The sequence below is a fragment of the Rhizobium phaseoli genome (assembly GCF_001664385.1).
Classification (GTDB): Bacteria; Pseudomonadota; Alphaproteobacteria; order Rhizobiales; family Rhizobiaceae; genus Rhizobium; species Rhizobium phaseoli.
This window is the reverse complement of sequence record NZ_CP013533.1, coordinates 227186-247368: the sequence shown is the minus strand read 5'-3', so window position 1 is coordinate 247368 and position 20183 is coordinate 227186. Positions and strand designations below refer to the sequence as shown.

General features: G+C 62.5%; 16 protein-coding genes. 4 read left to right on the top strand and 12 right to left on the bottom strand.

Features of this window, described 5'->3' with window-relative positions:
* The first annotated feature begins 13 nt into the window (after positions 1–13).
* A complete protein-coding gene (locus tag AMC88_RS22860) occupies positions 14–925 on the top strand; it encodes an alpha/beta hydrolase (RefSeq protein ID WP_064826028.1) in 912 nt (303 codons plus the stop codon).
* A 3-nt stretch (positions 926–928) separates the two neighbouring features.
* Here AMC88_RS22860 and AMC88_RS22855 read toward each other — a convergent pair whose 3' ends face one another.
* Together AMC88_RS22855 and AMC88_RS22850 are read right to left on the bottom strand one after the other, a co-directional pair.
* Entirely contained in the window at positions 929–2932 is a 2004-nt protein-coding gene (locus AMC88_RS22855) for a CocE/NonD family hydrolase (protein ID WP_064826027.1), read from the bottom strand.
* A 21-nt stretch (positions 2933–2953) separates the two neighbouring features.
* Positions 2954–4534 carry an ABC transporter substrate-binding protein gene (locus tag AMC88_RS22850; protein WP_064826026.1) on the bottom strand — a complete coding sequence of 527 codons (1581 nt, stop codon included), beginning with the start codon at positions 4532–4534 and terminating at the stop codon, positions 2954–2956.
* Between the two features lie 120 nt (positions 4535–4654).
* On the opposite strand from AMC88_RS22850, the gene AMC88_RS22845 reads away from it, so the two are divergent.
* Entirely contained in the window at positions 4655–5440 is a 786-nt protein-coding gene (locus AMC88_RS22845; protein WP_064826025.1) for a helix-turn-helix domain-containing protein, read from the top strand.
* Positions 5441–5496: 56 nt separating this feature from the next.
* On the opposite strand, the gene AMC88_RS22840 is transcribed toward AMC88_RS22845, so the two are convergent.
* The 9 genes from AMC88_RS22840 to bcoG all read right to left on the bottom strand — a co-directional run bounded on the left by AMC88_RS22840 (position 5497) and on the right by bcoG (position 17174).
* Complete coding sequence (locus AMC88_RS22840; protein ID WP_064826024.1) at positions 5497–7128, bottom strand: ABC transporter ATP-binding protein; 1632 nt, start codon at positions 7126–7128, stop codon at positions 5497–5499.
* Positions 7121–7948: an ABC transporter permease gene (locus AMC88_RS22835; RefSeq protein WP_064806988.1), complete on the bottom strand. Its 828-nt coding sequence runs from the start codon at positions 7946–7948 to the stop codon at positions 7121–7123. Before AMC88_RS22835 ends, AMC88_RS22840 begins: the two co-directional genes overlap by 8 nt.
* Entirely contained in the window at positions 7945–8952 is a 1008-nt protein-coding gene (locus AMC88_RS22830) for an ABC transporter permease (protein ID WP_064806986.1), read from the bottom strand. The genes AMC88_RS22835 and AMC88_RS22830 overlap by 4 nt, the downstream gene beginning before the upstream one ends.
* Before the next feature lie 97 nt (positions 8953–9049).
* Entirely contained in the window at positions 9050–10639 is a 1590-nt protein-coding gene (locus AMC88_RS22825) for an ABC transporter substrate-binding protein (protein WP_064826023.1), read from the bottom strand.
* Between the two features lie 116 nt (positions 10640–10755).
* Positions 10756–11538 (bottom strand): carnitinyl-CoA dehydratase, encoded by a 783-nt coding sequence (locus AMC88_RS22820; protein WP_064826022.1) that lies wholly within the window; start codon positions 11536–11538, stop codon positions 10756–10758.
* A gap of 7 nt (positions 11539–11545) precedes the next feature.
* Positions 11546–13600, bottom strand: a complete 2055-nt coding sequence (locus AMC88_RS22815) for an acetate--CoA ligase family protein (RefSeq protein WP_064826021.1) — start codon at positions 13598–13600, stop codon at positions 11546–11548.
* Positions 13601–13604: 4 nt separating this feature from the next.
* The gene (locus AMC88_RS22810) at positions 13605–14765 is read right to left on the bottom strand and encodes an acyl-CoA dehydrogenase family protein (protein ID WP_064823350.1); all 1161 of its coding nucleotides are present in this window, start codon (positions 14763–14765) and stop codon (positions 13605–13607) included.
* Between the two features lie 11 nt (positions 14766–14776).
* On the bottom strand, positions 14777–16264 hold the full coding sequence (locus tag AMC88_RS22805) for a carnitine 3-dehydrogenase (RefSeq protein ID WP_064826020.1): 1488 nt from the start codon (positions 16262–16264) through the stop codon (positions 14777–14779).
* A 7-nt stretch (positions 16265–16271) separates the two neighbouring features.
* Entirely contained in the window at positions 16272–17174 is a 903-nt protein-coding gene (gene bcoG, locus AMC88_RS22800) for a 3-dehydrocarnitine:acetyl-CoA trimethylamine transferase BcoG (protein ID WP_064826019.1), read from the bottom strand.
* 106 nt (positions 17175–17280) lie between these two features.
* Here bcoG and AMC88_RS22795 point away from each other — a divergent pair, with 106 nt between their 5' ends.
* A complete protein-coding gene (locus AMC88_RS22795) occupies positions 17281–18270 on the top strand; it encodes a GlxA family transcriptional regulator (protein WP_016737064.1) in 990 nt (329 codons plus the stop codon).
* On the opposite strand, the gene AMC88_RS22790 is transcribed toward AMC88_RS22795, so the two are convergent.
* Complete coding sequence (locus tag AMC88_RS22790; protein ID WP_016737065.1) at positions 18248–19120, bottom strand: LysR substrate-binding domain-containing protein; 873 nt, start codon at positions 19118–19120, stop codon at positions 18248–18250. The two genes, AMC88_RS22795 and AMC88_RS22790, sit on opposite strands and share 23 nt — an antisense overlap.
* 111 nt (positions 19121–19231) lie before the next feature.
* On the opposite strand from AMC88_RS22790, the gene AMC88_RS22785 reads away from it, so the two are divergent.
* Entirely contained in the window at positions 19232–20137 is a 906-nt protein-coding gene (locus AMC88_RS22785; RefSeq protein WP_064826018.1) for a DMT family transporter, read from the top strand.
* The last annotated feature ends 46 nt before the right edge of the window (positions 20138–20183 follow it).

The window sequence follows — 20183 nt, the reverse complement described above, 5'->3', positions numbered from 1 at the left end:
GAAAGGACCCTCAATGTCCGCTCCATCGCCTGTCCCCACCGAAAAGGGCATTCTGCAGTTTCTCCAGATTTGCGATAGCTTCTATCCCGCAGACGCCGTCGAAGCGCCGGTCGAGCAGCAGCGGCTTTGGTACGATGCTCTTTGTGCGCGCTTCGACCGCCCGCTGCCCCCGGATATGATCTTTGCGGACGGCATGGTTCAGCGCATACCGATCCGGCGCTACCGTCCGCGGAAAATCATCACCCGGACTGTTCTGCTTTATATCCATGGCGGCGGCTTCGTTGTCGGTTCGCTTGAGAGCCATCACGCCATCTGCGCCGAGATCGCTGATTTTGCCGGCGCCGAACTCGTTTCCGTCGATTACCGGCTGGCCCCTGAATATCGCTGGCCGGCGCAGACGGATGACGGCTTCGCCGTGCTCAAACATCTGCTTGCCGCCAGCAACAAAGTCGTGCTGATCGGTGACAGCGCCGGCGGCAATCTTGCAGCGGGCCTTGCCTTGCGGGCGCGCAATGAGGAGCTATCGGGCGTCGTCGGCCAGGTGCTGATCTACCCTAGCCTCGGCGGCCACCTCAATGCGGGGTCTTATGTGGAAATGACCGCCGCACCCGGCCTGACGACGGCCGATGTCGCCTATTTTCGCGAGATCCTGCGGGCACCTGAAGGAAGTGAAATCGCCGAGCCGCTGCAGGCAGCTTCGCTCGTCGGACTGCCGCCGGCCTTCATCACCGTCGCGCATTTCGATCCGCTTCGCGATGACGGCCGGCACTATGCCGCCCGGCTGACCGCGGAGGGCATCGAAGTCTGGTTCCGGGAGGAGCCGCAGATGGTGCATGCCTGGCTGCGCGCCCGCCATATGAGCGATGGCGCGCGCGACGGCTTCCGCGCTGTCTGCGAGGCTGTCAAGCATTTCGCGATGCTTTGACGATCACATCAGTTCGCGCGCAACCTTCTTTTCCGCGACGATCTTTTCGAAGATCTGCACGTCGTCCTCGAACGCAGTGACGACGGCGCTGATGATCCAATCGGTTGCGGTACAGGCAATCCGCGCCGTTGCCACGGTCCGCACGAACCAGCCGGGACGGTGCATGTCGCAGGTCCAGGTCGACACACCGGTCATCGACAGCGGATCATCCGGCGAAATCGACCAGACTTCCTCGCGCAATTGCCGGGTCGACAGGCCCGTCTTCGGATGTTCGTAAAGCCCGGTCTCCTCGTGGATGCGATAGTCCGTCCGATTGGCCGAGAGATCCCGGACGATCTGCCGTTTCGTCGCGGCAGCCGCATGCTCGATATATTTCGGCAGGGGATCGGGGTTGGCCGGTTCGGCGATTTCAATCCTGCGATGATCGCCGAGCATCGGCAGCCCCAGACCGAGCGCGGCGATATCGATGTCGATCCCTTCGTTCTCAGGCGGCGGCAGGATCATCGGCCAATAGGCGGTGGACAGCGAAAGGCGGATGCGATGCCCCTTGCGAAAACGATAGCCGCAGGCATCGAGCACCAGTCGGATCGACACCATTTCGCCCGGGATCAGCGGCTTCGGATCGGCATTGCCGTCGCGGTGGGTGAGATTGACGACGCCGAAGGCGACCCGCATGGCGGTGCCGTCGGGATGGACGTCGATCAGCCGGGCGCAGAGGTTCGCATGCGCCGCCCGGGACCGCAGCCGCAGTGTCAGCACCGGCCGACCGAGATAGTCGCAATCATCGGCAAGCGGCATGGTATCGAAGACCAGCGAGCCGGCATCGTCCGAGCGTTGATCGACCGCCATTTCGGCGTCGGGCTTCAGCGTGAAATATTCACCCGATGCCGTGCCGGTATCGAGAGGAGACCTGACATAGACGGGATGCTCGGGCGCATGCGGGATCGGCATGCCTTCGGTCAGCCTGCCGAATTGCTCGACGTAGAAACATTGCATGTGCGGCGGCGTCCAGACATCCCGCGCGATCCAGAATCCGGAATCGCTGTCGCGCCGCGGCGCCGGGCGGACGGCATCGAGAATATAGGCGCGGGCCTGCGGCAGTCTGTCGATGCCATTGTCCTCGCCACGCAGCCATTTGTTCCACCAGGCGATCGCTTCGCCATGGAAATCGGCGCGCGGTTTCGGCCAGGCGAAGTGCGGATATTTGTGCACCCAGGGACCGATCAGCGCCTTCGCCTTCTCGCCCAGCCCCTCGACCGCCATCAACGGCGTATTGCGATAGCCATCCGCCCAACCGGCAATCACGAGCGTCGGGATCTCGACGCTCGAAAAGTCCTCCGAGATCGAGCCGTGACGCCAGAAATCATCGCGCCGCTGATGGGCCAGCCACTCCTCCATGAAAAAGGGTTCGCCTGCCAGGCGCTCCAGCCACATCTCCTTCCAGCGCTCGCCGACAAGTGCCGGATCGGGCGGGCGTGACTGGTAGCCAAGCATCGTCGCCGCCCATGAGAGCTGGGCGGAAAGATGGCAGCCGTTCTTATAATGGATATCGTCATTATAGCGGTCGACGGTCGAGGCGATCGAGATGACGGCTTTGAGCGCCGGCGGCCGCAATGCGGCGACCTGCAGGCTGTTGAAGCCGCCCCAGGAGATGCCCATCATGCCGACCGAGCCGTTCGACCATGGCTGCGCTGCGATCCAGGCGATCAGCTCGCAGGCATCGGCAAGCTCCCGCTCGGTATATTCGCCGTCGATGACGCCGTCGGATTCGCCCGATCCGCGGATATCGACGCGCACGCCGGCAATGCCGGCGGCGGCGAACACCGGATAGGTCGACTCGTCCCTGGGGCTGGTCCCGTCCCGCTTGCGGTAGGGCAGGAATTCGAACACGGCAGGAACGGGATTCTGCTCAGCGCCGTCCGGCATCCAGATGCGTGCCGCCAGCCGCGTCCGATCCTTCAAGGTGATCCACTGATTTTCGATGGTTGTGAAGCTGCGGTCTGACATGGTCATATATCCAGAAGAGCTTTAGGCATTCAGCCACACGCGGCTACCGATGTAGCCGTTGGACATATCGTTGCCGATATCGTCGACATATCCCTTCAGCATTTTCGAAGAGGCCATGATGTAGTCGTTGAAGACGGGCAGGATCAGACCGCCATCGTCCCGCACCATCAGGGCCAATTGCCGATAAAGCACCTTGCGCTTGGCCTCATCAAGCTCTGACCTTGCTTGCAGAACCAATTTGTCGAAGTCAGGGCGCTTGAAACGCGTGTCGTTCCATTCTGCGGTCGACAGGTAAGAGGTGGAATAGCGCGAATCCTGGGTCGGACGACCGCCCCAGAACGAGGCGCAGAAGGGCTGCTTGTTCCAGACATTGGTCCAGTAGCCGTCTTCCGGTTCGCGCTTGACGTCGATCGTGATGCCCGCCTTGCGCGCGCTTTGCTGGAACAGGATCGCCGCATCCACAGCGCCCGGAAAGGCTGCGTCTGACGTGAGCAGCTGAATGGAGCGGTCGAGACCCGCTTTCTTGAAGTGGAAGGCGGCCTTGTCTGGATCATAAGGGCGCTGCTCGATATCGGTCGGGGCGAGAGCGTAGTTGGAATTGACCGGATAGTCGTTGCCGATGGCTCCGTAGCCGCCCAGAACCTTGTCGAGGATCGCCTGACGATCGATGGCATATTTCAGCGCAAGCCGAAGATCGGTGTTGTCGAAGGGAGCCGTGTCGCAATGCATTAGGAAACAATAGAAGCCCTTGCCTGCATTCCGGAGGATTTCGACGGTCGGTGCCCGCTGCAGCATCGGGACTGTCTTGGGGTCGACATTGTTGACGAAATGGACTTGGCCGGAGGCAAGTGCGGCAACGCGGGCGGTGTTATCGTTGATGACGAGGATTTCGACACTGTCGACAAAGCCGCGGTCGGAGCGCCAATCCTTCGGGTTTTTCTCGAAGGTTGCGTGAACGCCCGGTTCGAAGCTTTTCAAAATGTAAGGACCTGTACCGATGGCCGCCGCAGGCTTGTCGAGGCCGCCCTTCGGTTGGATGATCAGGTGATAGTCGGTCAAAAGCAAAGGCAGGTCCGCATTGCCTTGCGAAAGTGTGAGGACAAGGTCGCCCGCTTTTTCTTCGATACCGGTGATCGAGGCCATGAGCCCCAGAGCGCCCGACTGCGAATTCTTGTCCGCGTGTCGCTTCAGTGTCGCGACGATGTCCGCGACGGTCATCTTGCTGCCGTCGTGAAACTGCACGTCGTTCCTGATTTTGAAAGTCCATACGGATGCGTCCGCCGATGGCGTCCAGGAAGTCGCCAGCGACGGCAAGGGCGTACCGGTCTTAGGGTCGGATTCGACAAGGGTGTCGCCCCAGAGACGGCCAATCACGAACAACACGGAGGCGCTATAGGTCGCGGGGTCGAGCGCATCACTGGTGGCGCCGCCCTTGAGACCGAGTTTCAGATGACCACCGCGCTTCGCTTCCTGCGCGCGGGCATCGCGCGGCATCAAGAGGCCGGAGGTGAGGACTGGCAAAGCACCCAGCGCGACGGCACCGCCAACGAAGTGACGGCGGCCGATACTCAGGGGCGAAGATTGATCCTTTTTACGTGTCATTTCAGTTCCCTTTTCAACGTTATTAGAAGGGAACGTAGAGATCAGGCTGCTTCACGCAATTTCGCGACTTGACGCAGCTTTGAGCGAGTTTACGCTGCTATCATTCAGACGGAACCGCCGATGCCTCACCTAGTCGACAACCTCAAGATCGCCTGTGCCACGCAGCGTTCCATTTCGCATCTTTGCCGCGCGATCGACATCAACCGACAGCAATTCAATCGATATATCAACGGCCAGACGAGGCCGTCTGCCCATAATCTCGCGCGCATAGCCAAGTATTTCGATCTCGACGCAGCCGACTTTAGTCTCGCTCCCAGGCTCTTTCGGGAGCGGCTTCGCAAACCGACTCTAGACCTCAATCAAAGTTCCGAACTATTAAAGGCGTTCCCAGGCGATCTGACCGCGCTCCGGCGCCATATTGGCTATTTCCAGACCTATCATCGCTCCCCGTCCTGGCCGGGAATGGTTGTCTGTTCGTGCAGCCGCTTTGTGGAGAAGGGTGGGCTTGTGCATGTCAAATCAATGGAGCGTCTGCGGGACGCTGGAAACGGCATCCAGCAATTTTCGAAATATGTCGGCCTTGCGGCCTTCTATCGAAACCGGATCTTCATTACGGAGCGAGTCGTCGGCCCGAATCCGGTACTTTCACAGACGATCCTCCTGCCATTCGATGAGTACCAGCGCGTCTATTTGCGCGGGACGACAATGGGAATTTCGTGGCGACGGGAAAATCTCCCGTATGCGTCGCGGATGATCTGGCGGCATGTCGGCGCCGAGCCAAACCTGCGAGAGCTTCTGTCGCGTTGCGGACCACTGCCGCTGTCTTCACGCCAGCTGCCCCCGACGGTGCGCTCGTTCCTCGCAGATCCATCCGCGGAAGTGTATGCGGTGCCGGCAGAGTATTGAAGACACCGATCAACGAAGCCATCATATCCGGATGAGTGCCGGAAGATTTCGAGCCTTCAATTCCCGGCGCTTGCCATCTTCCGCGTCGTCAGCACCCGCTCCAGCCAGCCGATCTCCATCTCGGGTACGGATTTCAGCAACAGGTCGGTGTAGTCGTCGAAGGGCGGCGACAGCGCCGTCGATTTCGGGCCGAAGCGCACCAGCTTGCCGCGATGCATCACCGCCACGCTGTCGGCAATCGCCCGGACGATCGCGATGTCGTGGGTGATGAAGATGTAGGACAGCTGTTCCTCCTGTTGCAGACGCAGCAGCAGCTTGAGGATGCCCTCCGCCACCAGCGGATCGAGCGCCGAAGTCGGCTCGTCGCAGAGGATCAGCTCGGGCTTGGCGGCAAGGGCTCTTGCGATCGCCACCCGCTGCTTCTGGCCGCCGGAGAGTTCGGCCGGGTAGCGGTCGATGAAGCCGTTGCCCATCTCGATCTGATCGAGCAGTTCCTTCACTCTGGCCGTCTTCTCGGCACCTCTGAGACCATAATAGAAGGTCAACGGACGCCCTATGATGTCGCGGACCGTCTGCCTCGGGTTCATCGCCGTGTCGGCCATCTGATAGATCAGCTGGATACGCCTGAGGTCGTCGTTTTGCCGGTGCTTCAGATCGGGCACCAGTGGCTTGCCGCCGAAGACGATGCGTCCGCTCTTCGGCGGCAAGAGGCCGGTAATGGCGCGTGCCAGGCTTGATTTTCCGGAGCCGGATTCGCCGACGACGGCAAGCGTCTGCCCCTTTGGCACATGCAGCGAGACACCGTGCAGTACCTTGAAGCCGTTGGAATATTCGGCGCTGACATTCTCCACTTTGAGAAGGGCCGCGGACTGATCGGCGGCTTCCTCGCGATAGGCCTGCCTGACATTGACGAGGGCGCGGGTATAGTCCTCGCGCGGCGCCTCGATGATCTGCTGAACACTGCCATACTCCACCTGCTTGCCATGGCGCAGGACCATGATGTCGTCCGAAATCTGGGCGACGACGGCAAGGTCATGGGTGATGTAGAGGGCCGCCGTGCGAGTCTCCTCGATCGCATGCTTGATCGCCGCCAGCACGTCGATCTGCGTGGTGACGTCAAGCGCCGTGGTCGGCTCGTCGAAGACGATGAGTTCAGGATTCGAGCAGAGCGCCATCGCCGTCATCGCGCGTTGCAGCTGACCTCCGGAGACCTGATGGGCGAAGCGCTCCCCGAAGGACTCAGGATTGGGCAGGCCGAGGACGCGGAACAGATAAAGCGCCCGTTTGCGCGCCTCCTCCCTGCTCATCAATCCATGCTTGACGGATGCTTCGATCACCTGATCGCCGAGCCTATGCGCCGGATTGAAGGCGGCGGCAGCCGATTGCGCGACATAGCAGACCCGTGCGCCGCGGATTTTCCGGATGCCGTTTTTGCCGAGCGCCAGAATATCGGTGCCGGCGAGCCGAACCTCGCCGCCGGTGATTTCGGCGCCGCCGCGGCCGTAGGCAAGCGCCGAGAGGCCAATCGTCGACTTGCCCGCGCCCGACTCGCCGATCAGGCCGAGAACCTTGCCCTTCTCAAGGTCGAAGGACACACCGTCGACGATCGTTACCCGCTTGGGCGCTTCACCGGGCGGATAGCTGGTCGCTTCGATCTTGAGATTGCGAACGGAAAGAAGTTCAGGCATCGCCGCGCCCTCCCTTGAGGCTGGATGTGCGTTTCAGGAGCCAGTCGACGACGAGGTTGACGCAGATGGCGAGCACGGCAATCGCCGTGCCCGGCACCAGTGCTGCCGAGATGCCGAAGATGATGCCGTCCTTATTGTCCTTGACCATGCCGCCCCAATCGGCCGCCGGCGGTTGAATGCCGAGGCCGAGGAAGGACAGCGTCGAGAGGAAGAGGATCGAGAAGGCGAAGCGCAGTCCGAACTCGGCCAGCAGCGGCGACAGCGTGTTCGGCAGGATCTCGCGGAAGATGATCCAGAGCTTGCCTTCGCCGCGCAGCTTGGCCGCCTCGACGAATTCCATCACCGCGACATCGAGCGCCACGGCACGGCCGAGACGGTAGACGCGGGTGGAATCGAGGATCGCCATGACCAGGATCAGGACGACCAGGTTTTGCGGCAGCACCGCCAGCACGACCAGCGCGAAGATCAGCGTCGGGATCGACATCATCAGATCGTTGAAGCGCGAAAAGACCGTGTCGATGAGGCCACGTGAGACGGCGGCGGTGAAGCTCAGGATCACGCCGAGCGAGAAGGAGATGATGGTGGCGGCGGAGGCGACCAAGAGCGTCGTGCGCGCGCCATAGATCAGCCGCGAGAGGATGTCGCGGCCGAGATTATCGAGCCCGAAGATATATTTGTCGTCCGGCAGCTGCCAGACGTCGCCGACGACCTGGGTCTCCCCGTAGGGCGCGATCCAGGGCGCGAAGAGCGCGAAGATGAAGGCGATGGCGATGCCCGCCATGCCGATCCAGGCGGTGATGGGAATGTCTCTTGCTCTCATCGCGGATGCCTCAGCCTTGGATTGGCGACAATCGCCAGGATATCGGCAATCATGTTGAGGAAGATATAGACGGCCGCGAAGATCAGGCCGCAGGCCTGCACGACCGGCATATCGCGCACGGTGACCGCGTCGACCATATATTGCCCCATGCCGGGATACACGAAGACCACCTCCACGACGACGACGCCGACCACGAGATAAGCGAGGTTCAATGCGACGACATTGATGATCGGCGCCAACGCATTGGGGGCGGCGTGCTTGACGATCGCGCGGAAGGCGCTGAGACCTTTAAGCTCCGCGGTCTCCATATAGGCTGACGACATGACGGAGAGAATGGCAGCCCGGGTCATGCGCATCATATGCGCCAGCACGACAAGCACCAAGGTCGCCGTCGGCAGGGCGATCGCCTTCAGGCGTTCGAGGAAGCCCATGCTGTCATAGACGGTCGCCGGAAAGGTGGCCATGCCCAACTTCACGGCGAAGAAGAGGATCAGCAGGTAGCCGATGAAGAATTCCGGCAGGGAGATCGCCGCAAGCGAGATCACGTTGATGATCTTATCCGGCATGCGGTTGCGGAAATGCACCGAGAACATGCCGAGGCCGACAGCGAGCGGCACCGAAATCACCGCCGCGAAACCTGCCAGAAAGAGCGAATTGCCGAGGCGCTTGCCGATCTGTTCGCTCACCGAATTCTTGCTGGCCCAGGAAGTGCCGAAGTCACCCCGGACGGCATTGCCGAGCCACTCGACGTAACGTGTCGTCACCGGCCGGTCCAGTCCGAGATCCTGGCGGATATTGGCAACAGCCTGCGGCGTTGCCGACTGGCCGAGATAGGTGGTGGCAAAATCGCCAGGCAGGGCTTCGAGCCCACCGAAGATCAGGATGGAAACCGCAAAAAGCAGGACGATGCTGAGCACGAAGCGCTCGAGGATGAGGGTAAGCAACGGAAAACGCTGCCGGAGCCTCAGGCCGGGCAGGATATTGCTTGGGGCAGGGTTGGTCATGGCAAATGCCTTTGGCTAAAACGTCGGGAGGACCGCGGGTTTTCTTCCCACGGTCCCAGCTTCGTCGGAGATCGGAGGGGCGATGCGCCCCTTGCCATCAGGCGTCCAGCCAGACGCGGGTTGCGACGTAACCGTTCGACATGTCGTTGCCGATATCGTGGACATAGCCCTTCACCTGCTTGGTGGAGGCATTCACGAAGTCGTTGAACATCGGCAGGATCACGCCGCCTTCGTCGCGCACCATCATCGCCATGGTGCGGTACATGTCCTTGCGCTTGGCTTCATCAAGCTCGGAGCGGGCCTGCAGCAGCAGCTTGTCGAAGTCAGGACGCTTGAACTTGGTGTCGTTCCAGTCCGCCGTCGAGAGATAGGCGGTGGAATACATCTGATCTTGCGTCGGCCGGCCGCCCCAGTATGAGGTCGAGAAGGGCTGGACGTTCCAGACGTTGGTCCAGTAGCCGTCGCCCGGCTCGCGCTTGACCTCGATCTCGATCCCGGCCTTCTTGCAGCTTTCCTGATAGAGGACAGCCGCGTCGACGGCGCCGGGGAAGGCGACTTCGGAGGTGCGCAGGAGGACCGAGCCGCTATGTCCCGATTTTTTGTAGTGGAAGGCAGCCTTGTCGGGGTCGTAAGTGCGCTGCTCGATTCCTTCAGGAAACAGCGCATAGGTGGCGTTGATCGGGAAGTCGTTGCCGACCTTGCCGTAACCGCCGAGGATCTTCTGCACCATGGTTTCGCGGTCCATGGCGTATTTCAATGCCAGGCGCAGGTCGTTGTTGTCGAACGGCGCCTTGTCGCAATGCATGATGAAGACGTAATGGCCGCGGCCGGCGGTCGAGAGGATCTCGACATTGGGGGCGCGTTTCAACAGGTTGACGGTCTTCGGATCGACGCGGTTGATGTAATGCACCTGGCCGGACGACAGTGCGGCGATGCGGGCGGTTGCGTCGTTCATGCCGATGATTTCGATCGAGTCGACATAACCCCGGTCGCTGCGCCAGTCGTCCTTGTTCTTCTCGAAGGTGGCGCGCACGCCAGGCTCGAAGCTCGTCAGCTTGTACGGGCCGGTGCCGATCGAGGCCAGCGGATCGTCGACGCCGCCGTTGGGCTGGATGACCAGATGGTAGTCGGACAGCAGCAACGGCATGTCGGCATTGCCTTCGCTAAGCGTCAGCACGAGGTTGCCGCCGTCGGCCTTGATCTCCTTGATCGAACCGAGGACACCGAGCGCGCCGGATTCCGACTTTTTGTCGGTATGACGCTTCAGCGTCGCGACGACGTCGTCAATCGTCAGTTCCTTGCCATCGTGGAACTTGACTCCCTTGCGGATCTTGAAGGTCCAGGTGACGGCATCCTTCGAGGGCTCCCAGGATTCGGCGAGCGCCGGCACGGCCGCCCCCGTCAGCGGGTCTGACTCAACCAGCATGTCGCCCCAGCAGCGGCCGACGCAGAACATGAACTGCGACAGGAATTTCGCCGGGTCCTTGGAATCGGTGGCGGCGCCACCTTCAAGGCCGAGCTTCAGGTGGCCGCCCCGCTTCGGTTCGGCGGCTTCGGCGCTTTCGGTGAAGAGCTTGTCGGCAACGGCGAGTGTGATGCCGGCCGCCATGGCGCGTCCCATGAATTCGCGGCGGCTGAGCCCGCCGGCGGTGACGCGGCTTGCGAGGTATTTCGTATAGTCGTTCATTCCCCAGTTCCTTCTTTGTGTGCGTTGACAGAACTTCCGGGCAGGATCGCAGGTGGTTTCCTCTCCACCTCCGGTGCCCGCATCATGCGGGAAACATAGCGGTTGCTGCCGCCTGACTATTCTCCTTTCCAAATGGGGGTGCGCTTCTCGGCGAAGGCGCGGGCGCCTTCCAATTGGTCTTCGCTCGAATAGAGGCGGTCGACGGTTGCAAATTGCCGTTTGGTGATCTTGTTCATGGCAGTCTGGAACGTCGAACCCTCCGCTTCTCGCACGATTTCCTTGATGGCCGCATAGACAAGCGGCGGCCCGCTTGCGAGCAGGCGGGCGAGCTCCCAGGTTCTCTCCATCAGCCGGTCGGCCGGCAGAACCTCGTTGACGAAGCCCCAGCGATGCGCCTCGTGCACGTCGAGCCAGCGCCCTGTTAAAAGCATGTCCATGGCGATGTGATAGGGAATACGCTTCGGCAGCTTGATCGACGCCGCATCGGCAACCGTGCCCGAGCAGATTTCCGGCAGGGCGAACGTCGCATGCTCGGCGGCGAGGATCAGATCGGCCGAAAGCGCGATCTCCAATCCGCCGCCACAACAGATGCCATTGACCGCACAAATGACTGGCTTGTTCAGGTCGCGCAGTTCCTGCAGTCCGCCAAAGCCGCCGACACCGTAATCGCCGTCGACCGCATCGCCTGATGCGGCCGCCTTCAGGTCCCATCCGGCGCAGAAGAACTTTTCGCCCCCACCCGTCACGATGGCGACGCGCAATTCCGGATCGTCGCGGAAATCCCGGAAGAGCAGTCCCATGGTACGGCTGGTCGCAAGGTCGATGGCGTTCGCCTTCGGCCGGTCGATGACGACCTCCAATACGCCGCCGTCACGTCGTGTGCGAATAGGATCGCTCAAACCTGCGTTACCTCCTTCGCCGTATGAGAGCATCAACTGCGGCCACACCGCGCCCTTCGGGAAGAACCATCAACGGATTAAGGTCCAGTTCCTCCAGTCGCACCGCATTCGTTACGACATATTCTGCCGTAGCTGCGACAGCATCGACGGCAGCTTCCAGATCGCCTCTCGGCCGGCCGCGATAGCCATGAATCAATTTCGCAATCTTGAGACGCGAAATCGCTGCGTGGATCTCGGCTTTCGTCGCCGGAAGCGGCAGGATGACCGAATCCTTGAGCAATTCCACGAAAATTCCGCCCGCTCCCAATGTCAGCGACAATCCGAAGACGGGATCGCGGGTGGCGCCGACGATGAGCTCCGCGACCGGAGGATCGATCATCTTCTCGACGAGATAACCGGCATCGCTGGCCATGGCCGCTGCCGCATCCGATACGGCCTGCGCATTCCTAAGATTGAGCACGACAGCTCCTGCCTCTGTCTTGTGCGCTATGCCGAGGCCCTTCAGAACGACGGGGAAGCCGAGCCGTTCGGCCTGCTCTGCGGCTTCGCGGGAAGAAAAGGCCTGCAGCCCTCGGGGAACGGGAAGGCCGCAGGCAGAAAGTTCAATCTTGGCATCCGCTTCCGTCAGGGTTTCGATCTCGCCGTCCGTAGGGCGCACATCAAGCAGCGGCGGTGGTGGCGGGCGATCCCAGACCTTGCCGATGCCGGCGGCGACTTCTGCGGCGGTGATGGCTTCATCGATGCCGGAGAAAGCCACGATACCGTTTGCCATCAGACGATCGGCGACTGGCTCCGGCATGTTCTCGGGAAGGGTTGCGAGAAGACCGGCGAGCGCACCGGTCGCAGAGGCGGCAGCGATGACGGCGTCTGCCGTCGTCATCCATTCGGCTGCATCGCAGCGGTCGCCGCGCGGAAAGTCGAGGACGACAAGGTTGAGGGCAAAGCCACCCGCGAACATGGCGGTAAAGGCTTCCGTCTGGCGCGCCGCATCGCCCCAAACGAAGGTGTGGTAGTCGAGCGGGTTGGAAAGCGCCACCATCTCGCCCAGCACCTGCCGCAGACGCGGCAATTGCTGCGGCTGCAGGGCCGGGAATTCCACCTTGCGGCCGACGGCGGCATCCGCCATCAGCGAAGCCTCGCCGCCCGAACAGCTCATGGATGAGATCGATCGGTTCGGGAGAGGCCCGGCGATATGCAGAAGCTTCAGGGTTTCGAGCAGCGCCGGCAGGCTTTGGACACGGCCGATGCCCAGGCGGGCGAGCACGGCATCCGCTACCGCATCACTGCCGGCAAGCGAGGCGGTATGCGACACCGCCGCGTGTCTTGCCTGCTCGGACCTGCCCACCTTCAGCACAACGACCGGCTTCTTCGACCGGCGGGCAATGGCGGCAAGACGTTCAAGGGCGGAGAGATCGCCGAACCCTTCGACGTGCAGGCCGACTGCCGTGATGCGCGGATCTTCGATGAGCGCGCAGGCGACATCGGCAAGTGATGTCTGCGCCTGGTTGCCTGCGGTGACCACATAGGCGATCGGCAGCCCACGGGTCTGCATGGTCAGGTTGATGGCGATATTTGACGACTGCGTGAGGATGACGACGCCGTGTTCGACGCGCTTCATGCCGTGCTGGTCGGGCCAAAGAAGCGCGCCATCGAGGCCGTTGATGAGCCCGTAGCAGTTCGGCCCTAGGATCGGCATGTCGCCGGCCGCCTCGACAAGAGCCCGCTGCAGCTCCGCGCCATCGGCGAGTTCCGCCGTCGCCTCGCTGAAGCCCGATGCATAACAGACCGCCCCGCCGGCGCCGGCGCGCGAAAGGCCGCGCACGATGTCGACGGTAAGCGCTCTATTGACGCCGACAAAGGCGGCGTCCGGTGCGGCAGGCAGATCGGAAAGGGAGCGGTAGCAGGGCCGCCCGAGCACCTCGTCCAATTTGGGATGAACGGGCCAGATTTCGCCGGCAAAACCCATTCGGTCGCACTGCTCGATCACCCGGCGCGCTTCGCGGCCGCCGAAGACGGCGATCGTTTGCGGTCTGAGCAGGCGGTCGAGTGGGTTGGATGTCATCGGCTCATGCTCCCAGCGGCCGGAGCAGGTCGCGGCTGATGATATGCCGCTGGATTTCCGAGGTGCCATCCCAGATGCGCTCGACGCGCGCATCGCGCCAGAAGCGGGCAAGCGGCAGGTCATCCATCAGACCCATGCCGCCGAAGATCTGGATCGCTTCATCCGTCACGCGGGCCAGCATTTCGGAGGCATAGAGCTTGGCCGAAGCGATCTGCCGGTCGGCGGCAAGGCCAGCGTCGAGCCGCCAGGCGGCTGCAAGCGTCAGCCAGTCGGCCGCGTCGATCTCGGTGATCATATCGGCGAGCTTGAACGACACGCCCTGATTGGCGCCGATCGGCTTGCCGAACTGCCTGCGCTCGGCGGCATAGGGCAGCGCCATCTCGAAGACGCGCCGCGCCCGGCCGACGCAGGTGGCACCAACGGTCAGCCGCGTGCCGTAGAGCCATTGATTGGCGATATCGAAGCCGCGATGCACCTCGCCCAACACCTGGGCTTCGGGGATCCGGCAGTCGGTAAAGGTGAGGGTGCAGTTGTGGTAGCCCCTATGTGAAACGGAATCATAGCCCTTCAAGATCTCGAATCCCGGCGTGCCGCGATCGACGAGGAAGGCAGTGATCTTCTTCTTGATGCCCTTCGGCGTTTCCTCCTCGCCGGTGGCGGCAAAGACGATGACGAAATCGGCGACATCGGCGTGCGAGATGAAGTGTTTCGTGCCGTTCAGCACGAAGTCGCCGCCGTCGCGGCGGGCAGCGCATTTCATGCCGCGCATGTCGGAACCGGCATCCGGCTCGGTAATCGCAAGCGCATCGATCTTCTCGCCGCGCACCGCCGGCAGGAGATAGCGCTCGCGCTGCTCGCCCTCGCAGGCCATCAGAATGCCGGAGGGCCGGCCGAAGAAGACCGTCAGGCCCAGCGAGCCGCGCCCGAGCTCCCGCTCCACCAGCGTGAAGGTGACGTGGTCGAGGCCGGCGCCGCCGACCTCCTCCGGGAAATTGCAGGCGTGGAAGCCGAGATCGATGCATTTGCGCTGGATCTCGCGCCCGAGTTCCGGCGGAACGATGCCGGTTCGCTCGACCTCGTTCTCATGCGGATAGATTTCGGTTTCGACAAAGGCGCGAACCGTCTCGACGATCATTTCCTGTTCTTCGCTGAGACCAAAATCCATCCCGATCCTCCTTACCGCCTCTGGCCGACGTGACGGCCGGCGCCCTCGGGCAGCGCCAGTTCCGCATGGGCCGCAGCAATTGCCTTCACTCTGCCCAGTACCGCTGCCGGCGCCGGGACCGCCTTGCCCGCCTTGCTGTCGACATGCAGCAGCATCTGCTCGGCGGTTGCGATGACCTCGGCCGTCGCCGTGTCGTGCAGCGTGTGGAAGACATGCAGCCGCTTCTCGTCGGCGCTCAGGATCTGGCAGGCCGAATGGATCGCCTGCCCGAGCTTCGCCTCGCCGAGATGGCGGATATGGCTTTCCACCGTGTAATAGCTGTGCCCCGCCTCGACATAGGCAAGGTCGACGCCGACGAGGCGCAGCAGCGCATCGGACGTGTCGCCGAAGACCTGGAGATAGCGGTGCTCGGTCATATGGCCGTTATAATCGACCCAGGCCGGGCTCACCTTGGTTTCGACAAGCCGCAGCGGCTGCGACGGATCGGCAGGCATGCTCTCGCCGCCGTTCGCCCAGAGCGATTGCTCGAAATCCTTGAGCAGCTTGCCGGCGCCCCAGCCCTTGCCGCCATCGCCGCCCTTCAGCGCCTGGAGGATACCGACGAGATTTTCGTCGCGGATGCGCTCAAGCTGGCGGATCGAAAGGCCGGACGCCTGCTCATCGGACTGCCGGCCGATCTTTTCGATCAGCGCATCGTCGAGGTCGACGACGTCGGTGAGCTTGGTCCAGGGCCAGGCAAGGCAGGGACCGAACTGGGCGAGGAAGTGGCGCATCCCGGCCTCGCCGCCGGCGATGCGGTAGGTCTGGAACAGGCCCATCTGCGCCCAGCGCAAGCCGAAGGAATAGCGGATGACATCGTCGAGGGTCTCGACAGTACAGATGTCGTCGTGGATGAGCCACAGCGCCTCGCGCCAGAGCGCTTCGAGCAGCCGGTCGCCGACGAAGGCCTCGATCTCCTTGGCGATGTGGACGCCCTTCATGCCGATCGGCGCCAGTCTTGCGATCGCCGCCTGGATGGTCGCCGCCGAGGTCTTCTCACCACCGACGAGTTCGACGAGCGGCAGCAGATAGACGGGATTATAGGGATGGGAGACGAAGAAGCGTTCGGGATGTCTCATGTCGCGCTGCAGATCGGTGGGCAGCAGGCCCGAGGTGGAAGAGCCGATCAGCGCGTCCGGGCGCGCGGCGGCATCGATCTCGGTCAGGACGCCGCGCTTGAGATCGAGCCTTTCCGGCACGCTCTCCTGAATCCAGTCGGCATCGATAACGGCTTCCACCAGCGTCTCGCAGAAGGTCAGCCTGCCGCGCGGCGGCAAGGGCGCGCCGGTCAGCATCGCATAGGCCTTTTCGGCATTGGCGATAACCTCGCCGACGATGCGGGTTGCCTCCGGATGCGGGTCGAAGACATCGACGTCGATGCCGGCCAGCAGGAAACGGGCGATCCATCCGCCGCCGATGACGCCGCCGCCGATACAGGCCGCCTTGCTGATCTTGGTCATGATATCCTCAGCGCTTCGTCAGCTTCAGCTTCTTGCGGACATCTTCCGGTCCGATGATCCGCCCCCCCATGCCCTCGACCACCTGCACGGCCTTTTCGACGAGCTGCGCATTGGTGGCGAGCTGGCCCTTGCCGACGAAGAGGTTGTCTTCCAGGCCGACGCGCACGTTGCCGCCGGCCAGAACCGCCGCTGCCGGATAGGCCATGGCGTTGCGGCCGATCGAAAAGGCCGAGAAGGTCCAACTCTGAGGCACGTTGTTGACCATCGCCATGAACGTGTTGAGATCGTCGGGCGCGCCCCAGGGAATGCCCATGCAGAGCTGGATCAGCACCGGGTCCTCGATCAGGCCTTCCTCGGCGAGCTGCTTGGCAAACCAGAGATGGCCGGTATCGAAAGCCTCGATCTCAGGGCGTACGCCGAGATCCGTCATCTTCTTGGCCATCGCCCGCAGCATGGCCGGCGTATTGGTCATGACATAGTCGCCGAGATTGAAGTTCATCGTGCCGCAGTCGAGCGTGCAGATCTCCGGCAAGCATTCGGCGACATGGCTGACGCGCTCGCTGGCGCCCGCCATATCGGTGCCGTTCGGATTGAGGGGCAGGGGGCTTTCGACATCGCCGAAGATCAGATCCCCGCCCATGCCGGCCGTGAGATTGAGGACGACGTCGACATCCGCCGAGCGGATGCGCTCGGTGACCTCCCTGTAGAGATCGTTGCGGCGGCTCGCGGCCCCCGTTTCCGGATCGCGAACATGGCAGTGAACAACGGCCGCCCCAGCCTTGGCGGCGTCGATCGCGGAATCCGCGATCTGCTTGGGAGTGATAGGAACGTAGCTGGATTTGGAGACCGTATCGCCGGCACCGGTGACGGCGCAGGTGATGAAGACATCGCGGTTCATCGCTAGAGGCATGTTTTTCTTCTCCCCGTATTGTCAGGCATTACGCGACAGGATCGGCAGCAATGCTTTGCATTTTCGGAAGCTATCGATACATTATCGGAAACCTTGGGAGGCGGTCATGCTGCAGCGGTCGACGGAACGGCTCGATATCGACCTTCTCGTCCTGCCGGATACGAACCTGATCCTGATCGCGTCGGTCATCGAGCCGCTGCGCGGCGCCAACCGCATCGCCGGCAGCGAGCTCTATCGCTGGCGGCTGCTGACGCCGGACGGCGCGCCGGTTCCGACCACCAGCCATATCGCCGTCCCGGCCGAAGGCACCTTTCAGGCGACGGCCGAGGACAGGCCGCTCTTCGTGCTGGCGAGTTATAACTGGCATCGCAGCGCAACGCCGGCATTGAAGATGCAGCTTTCCCAGGCCGCCCGCTACCGTAGGATCATTGCCGGCATCGAGTCCGGCACGTGGCTGCTCGCCGAAGCAAGCCTGCTCGATGGGCTGCGGGCGACGGTCCATTGGGAGGATTACGAAGACTTTGCACTCGCCTATCCCGAGGTCGGGGCCGTCAAGGATCGCTTCGTCATCGACGGCAAACGGCTGACGACATCGGGTTCGCTCCCGACCGTGGACCTGATGCTGGAGGTGATCCGGCAACGGCAGGGTTATTCGCTGGCGCTCGAAGTCAGCCGGCTGTTCCGCTATGAGCAGCCTTCCTTCCATGCCGACGAAACGCTTTCCGCCGCTTCGGCGGGGCTGCGCGCGCACGATCCCCGCGTGACGCAGGCGGTGCATCTGATGGAGGAGCATATCGAGCAGCCTCTGGTGTTGGCCCGGCTCGCCCGCAGGGTCGGTGTCAGCGCCCGGCATCTGCAGGATCTCTTCCAGCAGAGCATCGGCGCGCCGCCGCACGTGCATTATCTCGCGCTGCGCCTGAACACGGCGCGCCGCAAGGTCATCGAAACGACCGCCTCCTTCGCCGACATCGCGGCGGCGACCGGCTTCAATTCGGCCTCGGCCTTCGCCAGAAGCTACCGAGCGAGTTTTTTCGAGAGCCCGTCGGAGACGCGCCGCCGCTTGCGCCGCCGCATCATATCATCGGCGCAGACATAGGCTGGAATGCGTCCCGCAACATTTCGGCCAATTCCCGCACCGCCTCGCTGGAGCGGAAACTATTGCGGCGCAATACGACCTTGGAGGAATCGACCGGCGGAAAACCGTCTTCGGCCGTCAGTTCCCGGCATCCGGGCGGAATGCTGCTGCGGGAAAGCGTCGTGACGGCAAGGCCCGCTGTCACGGCATTCTTCAGCCCCGAACCGGTATCGGCGATGAAGGCGATCCGGTAGCTGCGGCCGATCTGCTCCAGCGAACGGAGCGCAAAATCGCGTGACCAGGTGGAGTTGCGATAGGTCGCAACCGGCAGGGGATCGATGTCGTGCAGCCGATGCACCATGGACGTAACCCAGACGGTCGGATCGACGCAGAGGACCTCGCCCTTGTTCTGATCGCTCCAGTCGAAAACGACGGCGAGATCGAGTTCGTCCCGTTCCAGGGCGGCGAGGTTGCGGACCGTGTAGTCGCAGGAGACGGTCACTTCGACCGCCGGATGGCGAACCGCGAAAGCCGCAAGGGCTGCCGGCAGTACCGTCTGGCTGTATTCCTCGGGAATTCCGATGCGCACCGGGCCGTCAAGAGGCTTGCTGCGGATCATCGCCGCCGCCTCGTTCAGAAGATCGATGACCCTGCGGGCATAGGGCACCAGCTGAATGCCTTGGCGCGTCAGCAGCACACCGCGGGCGCCGCGCTCGAAAAGGTTTTCGCCGATTGCCGCCTCAAGCCGCTTGATCTGGGTGCTGACGGCAGATTGCGTCCGCCCGATGCGCTGGGCGGCCGCCGAGAAGTTCGACGTCTCGGCGACGACAAGGAAGGTTCTGAGAAGGTCGCTCTCGATCGGTTCTTGCATTGGCAGCCATAGAAAAAATCGATGATAGCCATCACTACTATTCGTTTGTCTAATGTCAATTCCTGGCGCAGAAATGGGCGGCGTTCGACTTCCTTCTTTGAGAATCTCTGCGTGACCATTGAAAATCCGGCCAGACACCTCGCAGGCAGCGAGCACGAGAAGGGTGTGCTTCTCATCGTTGCCGCGACACTAGCCTGGAGTGCGAGTGGCGTTTACTCGCGGCTCCTCACCACCGACGTATGGACGGCAATCGCCTGGCGGTCGCTGTTCGGAGGCCTGTTCCTGCTGATCCCCTGCCTTTTCCTCGAAGGGGGCATCTCGCGGCGGCAATGGCGTTCCGTCTTCCATCCCACAGGTCTTGCGATGATCGCATGCCAGACCTTCAGTCAGGGATGCTTCATCGGGGCGCTCTACATGACCACCGTCGCCAATGTGACGATGATCTATGCGACGACGCCCTTCATCGCGGCTCTGTTCGGCTGGCTCATCCTCAAGGAGAGGGTTGCCAGGCGGACGATGATTGCCGGCGCCGTGTCCCTCTTCGGCGTCGGCGTCATCGTCGCCTCGTCGATCGGCGGCGGCACCGGCTGGGGCGATCTGCTGGCGCTCGGCATGACCGCGTCCTTCGCGCTCGTCATCATCATTCCGCGAATCAATCCGGGTGTGCCAAGTCTGCCGCCGACCGTGGTCAGCGCCTTCCTGACTCTGGTCATCTTCGCACCTTTCGGCTCGGTCGGCTCGCTCGACCTGCACAACTGGATCGTCCTTGCCGCCTTCGGTGCGACCAATTTCTCGCTGGCACTGGTGCTATTCCTCGCCGGCGCAAAACGGATGCCGCCGGCGGAAGCCGCGCTGATCGGCACGATGGAAATCGTGCTGACGCCCTTCTGGGTGTGGCTGCTATTTTCCGAAGAGCCGCCCATCGCCACCTATTTCGGCGGCGCCATCATCCTCGGCGCCGTGTTCTGGCATACGGCAATCGATGCTAGACGAAGCCGCTGGTCGCACGACCGCTAAGCCGGACGGTCGCCGACCCCCTTGCCAAGCATCAGCGCAAATCCCT

What these genes read in the sequence shown, in the direction of transcription:
- AMC88_RS22860 (WP_064826028.1), top strand. Translation starts at nt 14, where the DNA reads ATGTCCGCTCCATCGCCTGTCCCCACCGAAAAGGGCATTCTGCAGTTT.
- AMC88_RS22855 (WP_064826027.1), bottom strand. Translation starts at nt 2,932, where the DNA reads ATGTCAGACCGCAGCTTCACAACCATCGAAAATCAGTGGATCACCTTG.
- AMC88_RS22850 (WP_064826026.1), bottom strand. Translation starts at nt 4,534, where the DNA reads ATGACACGTAAAAAGGATCAATCTTCGCCCCTGAGTATCGGCCGCCGT.
- AMC88_RS22845 (WP_064826025.1), top strand. Translation starts at nt 4,655, where the DNA reads ATGCCTCACCTAGTCGACAACCTCAAGATCGCCTGTGCCACGCAGCGT.
- AMC88_RS22840 (WP_064826024.1), bottom strand. Translation starts at nt 7,128, where the DNA reads ATGCCTGAACTTCTTTCCGTTCGCAATCTCAAGATCGAAGCGACCAGC.
- AMC88_RS22835 (WP_064806988.1), bottom strand. Translation starts at nt 7,948, where the DNA reads ATGAGAGCAAGAGACATTCCCATCACCGCCTGGATCGGCATGGCGGGC.
- AMC88_RS22830 (WP_064806986.1), bottom strand. Translation starts at nt 8,952, where the DNA reads ATGACCAACCCTGCCCCAAGCAATATCCTGCCCGGCCTGAGGCTCCGG.
- AMC88_RS22825 (WP_064826023.1), bottom strand. Translation starts at nt 10,639, where the DNA reads ATGAACGACTATACGAAATACCTCGCAAGCCGCGTCACCGCCGGCGGG.
- AMC88_RS22815 (WP_064826021.1), bottom strand. Translation starts at nt 13,600, where the DNA reads ATGACATCCAACCCACTCGACCGCCTGCTCAGACCGCAAACGATCGCC.
- AMC88_RS22810 (WP_064823350.1), bottom strand. Translation starts at nt 14,765, where the DNA reads ATGGATTTTGGTCTCAGCGAAGAACAGGAAATGATCGTCGAGACGGTT.
- AMC88_RS22805 (WP_064826020.1), bottom strand. Translation starts at nt 16,264, where the DNA reads ATGACCAAGATCAGCAAGGCGGCCTGTATCGGCGGCGGCGTCATCGGC.
- bcoG (WP_064826019.1), bottom strand. Translation starts at nt 17,174, where the DNA reads ATGCCTCTAGCGATGAACCGCGATGTCTTCATCACCTGCGCCGTCACC.
- AMC88_RS22795 (WP_016737064.1), top strand. Translation starts at nt 17,281, where the DNA reads ATGCTGCAGCGGTCGACGGAACGGCTCGATATCGACCTTCTCGTCCTG.
- AMC88_RS22790 (WP_016737065.1), bottom strand. Translation starts at nt 19,120, where the DNA reads ATGCAAGAACCGATCGAGAGCGACCTTCTCAGAACCTTCCTTGTCGTC.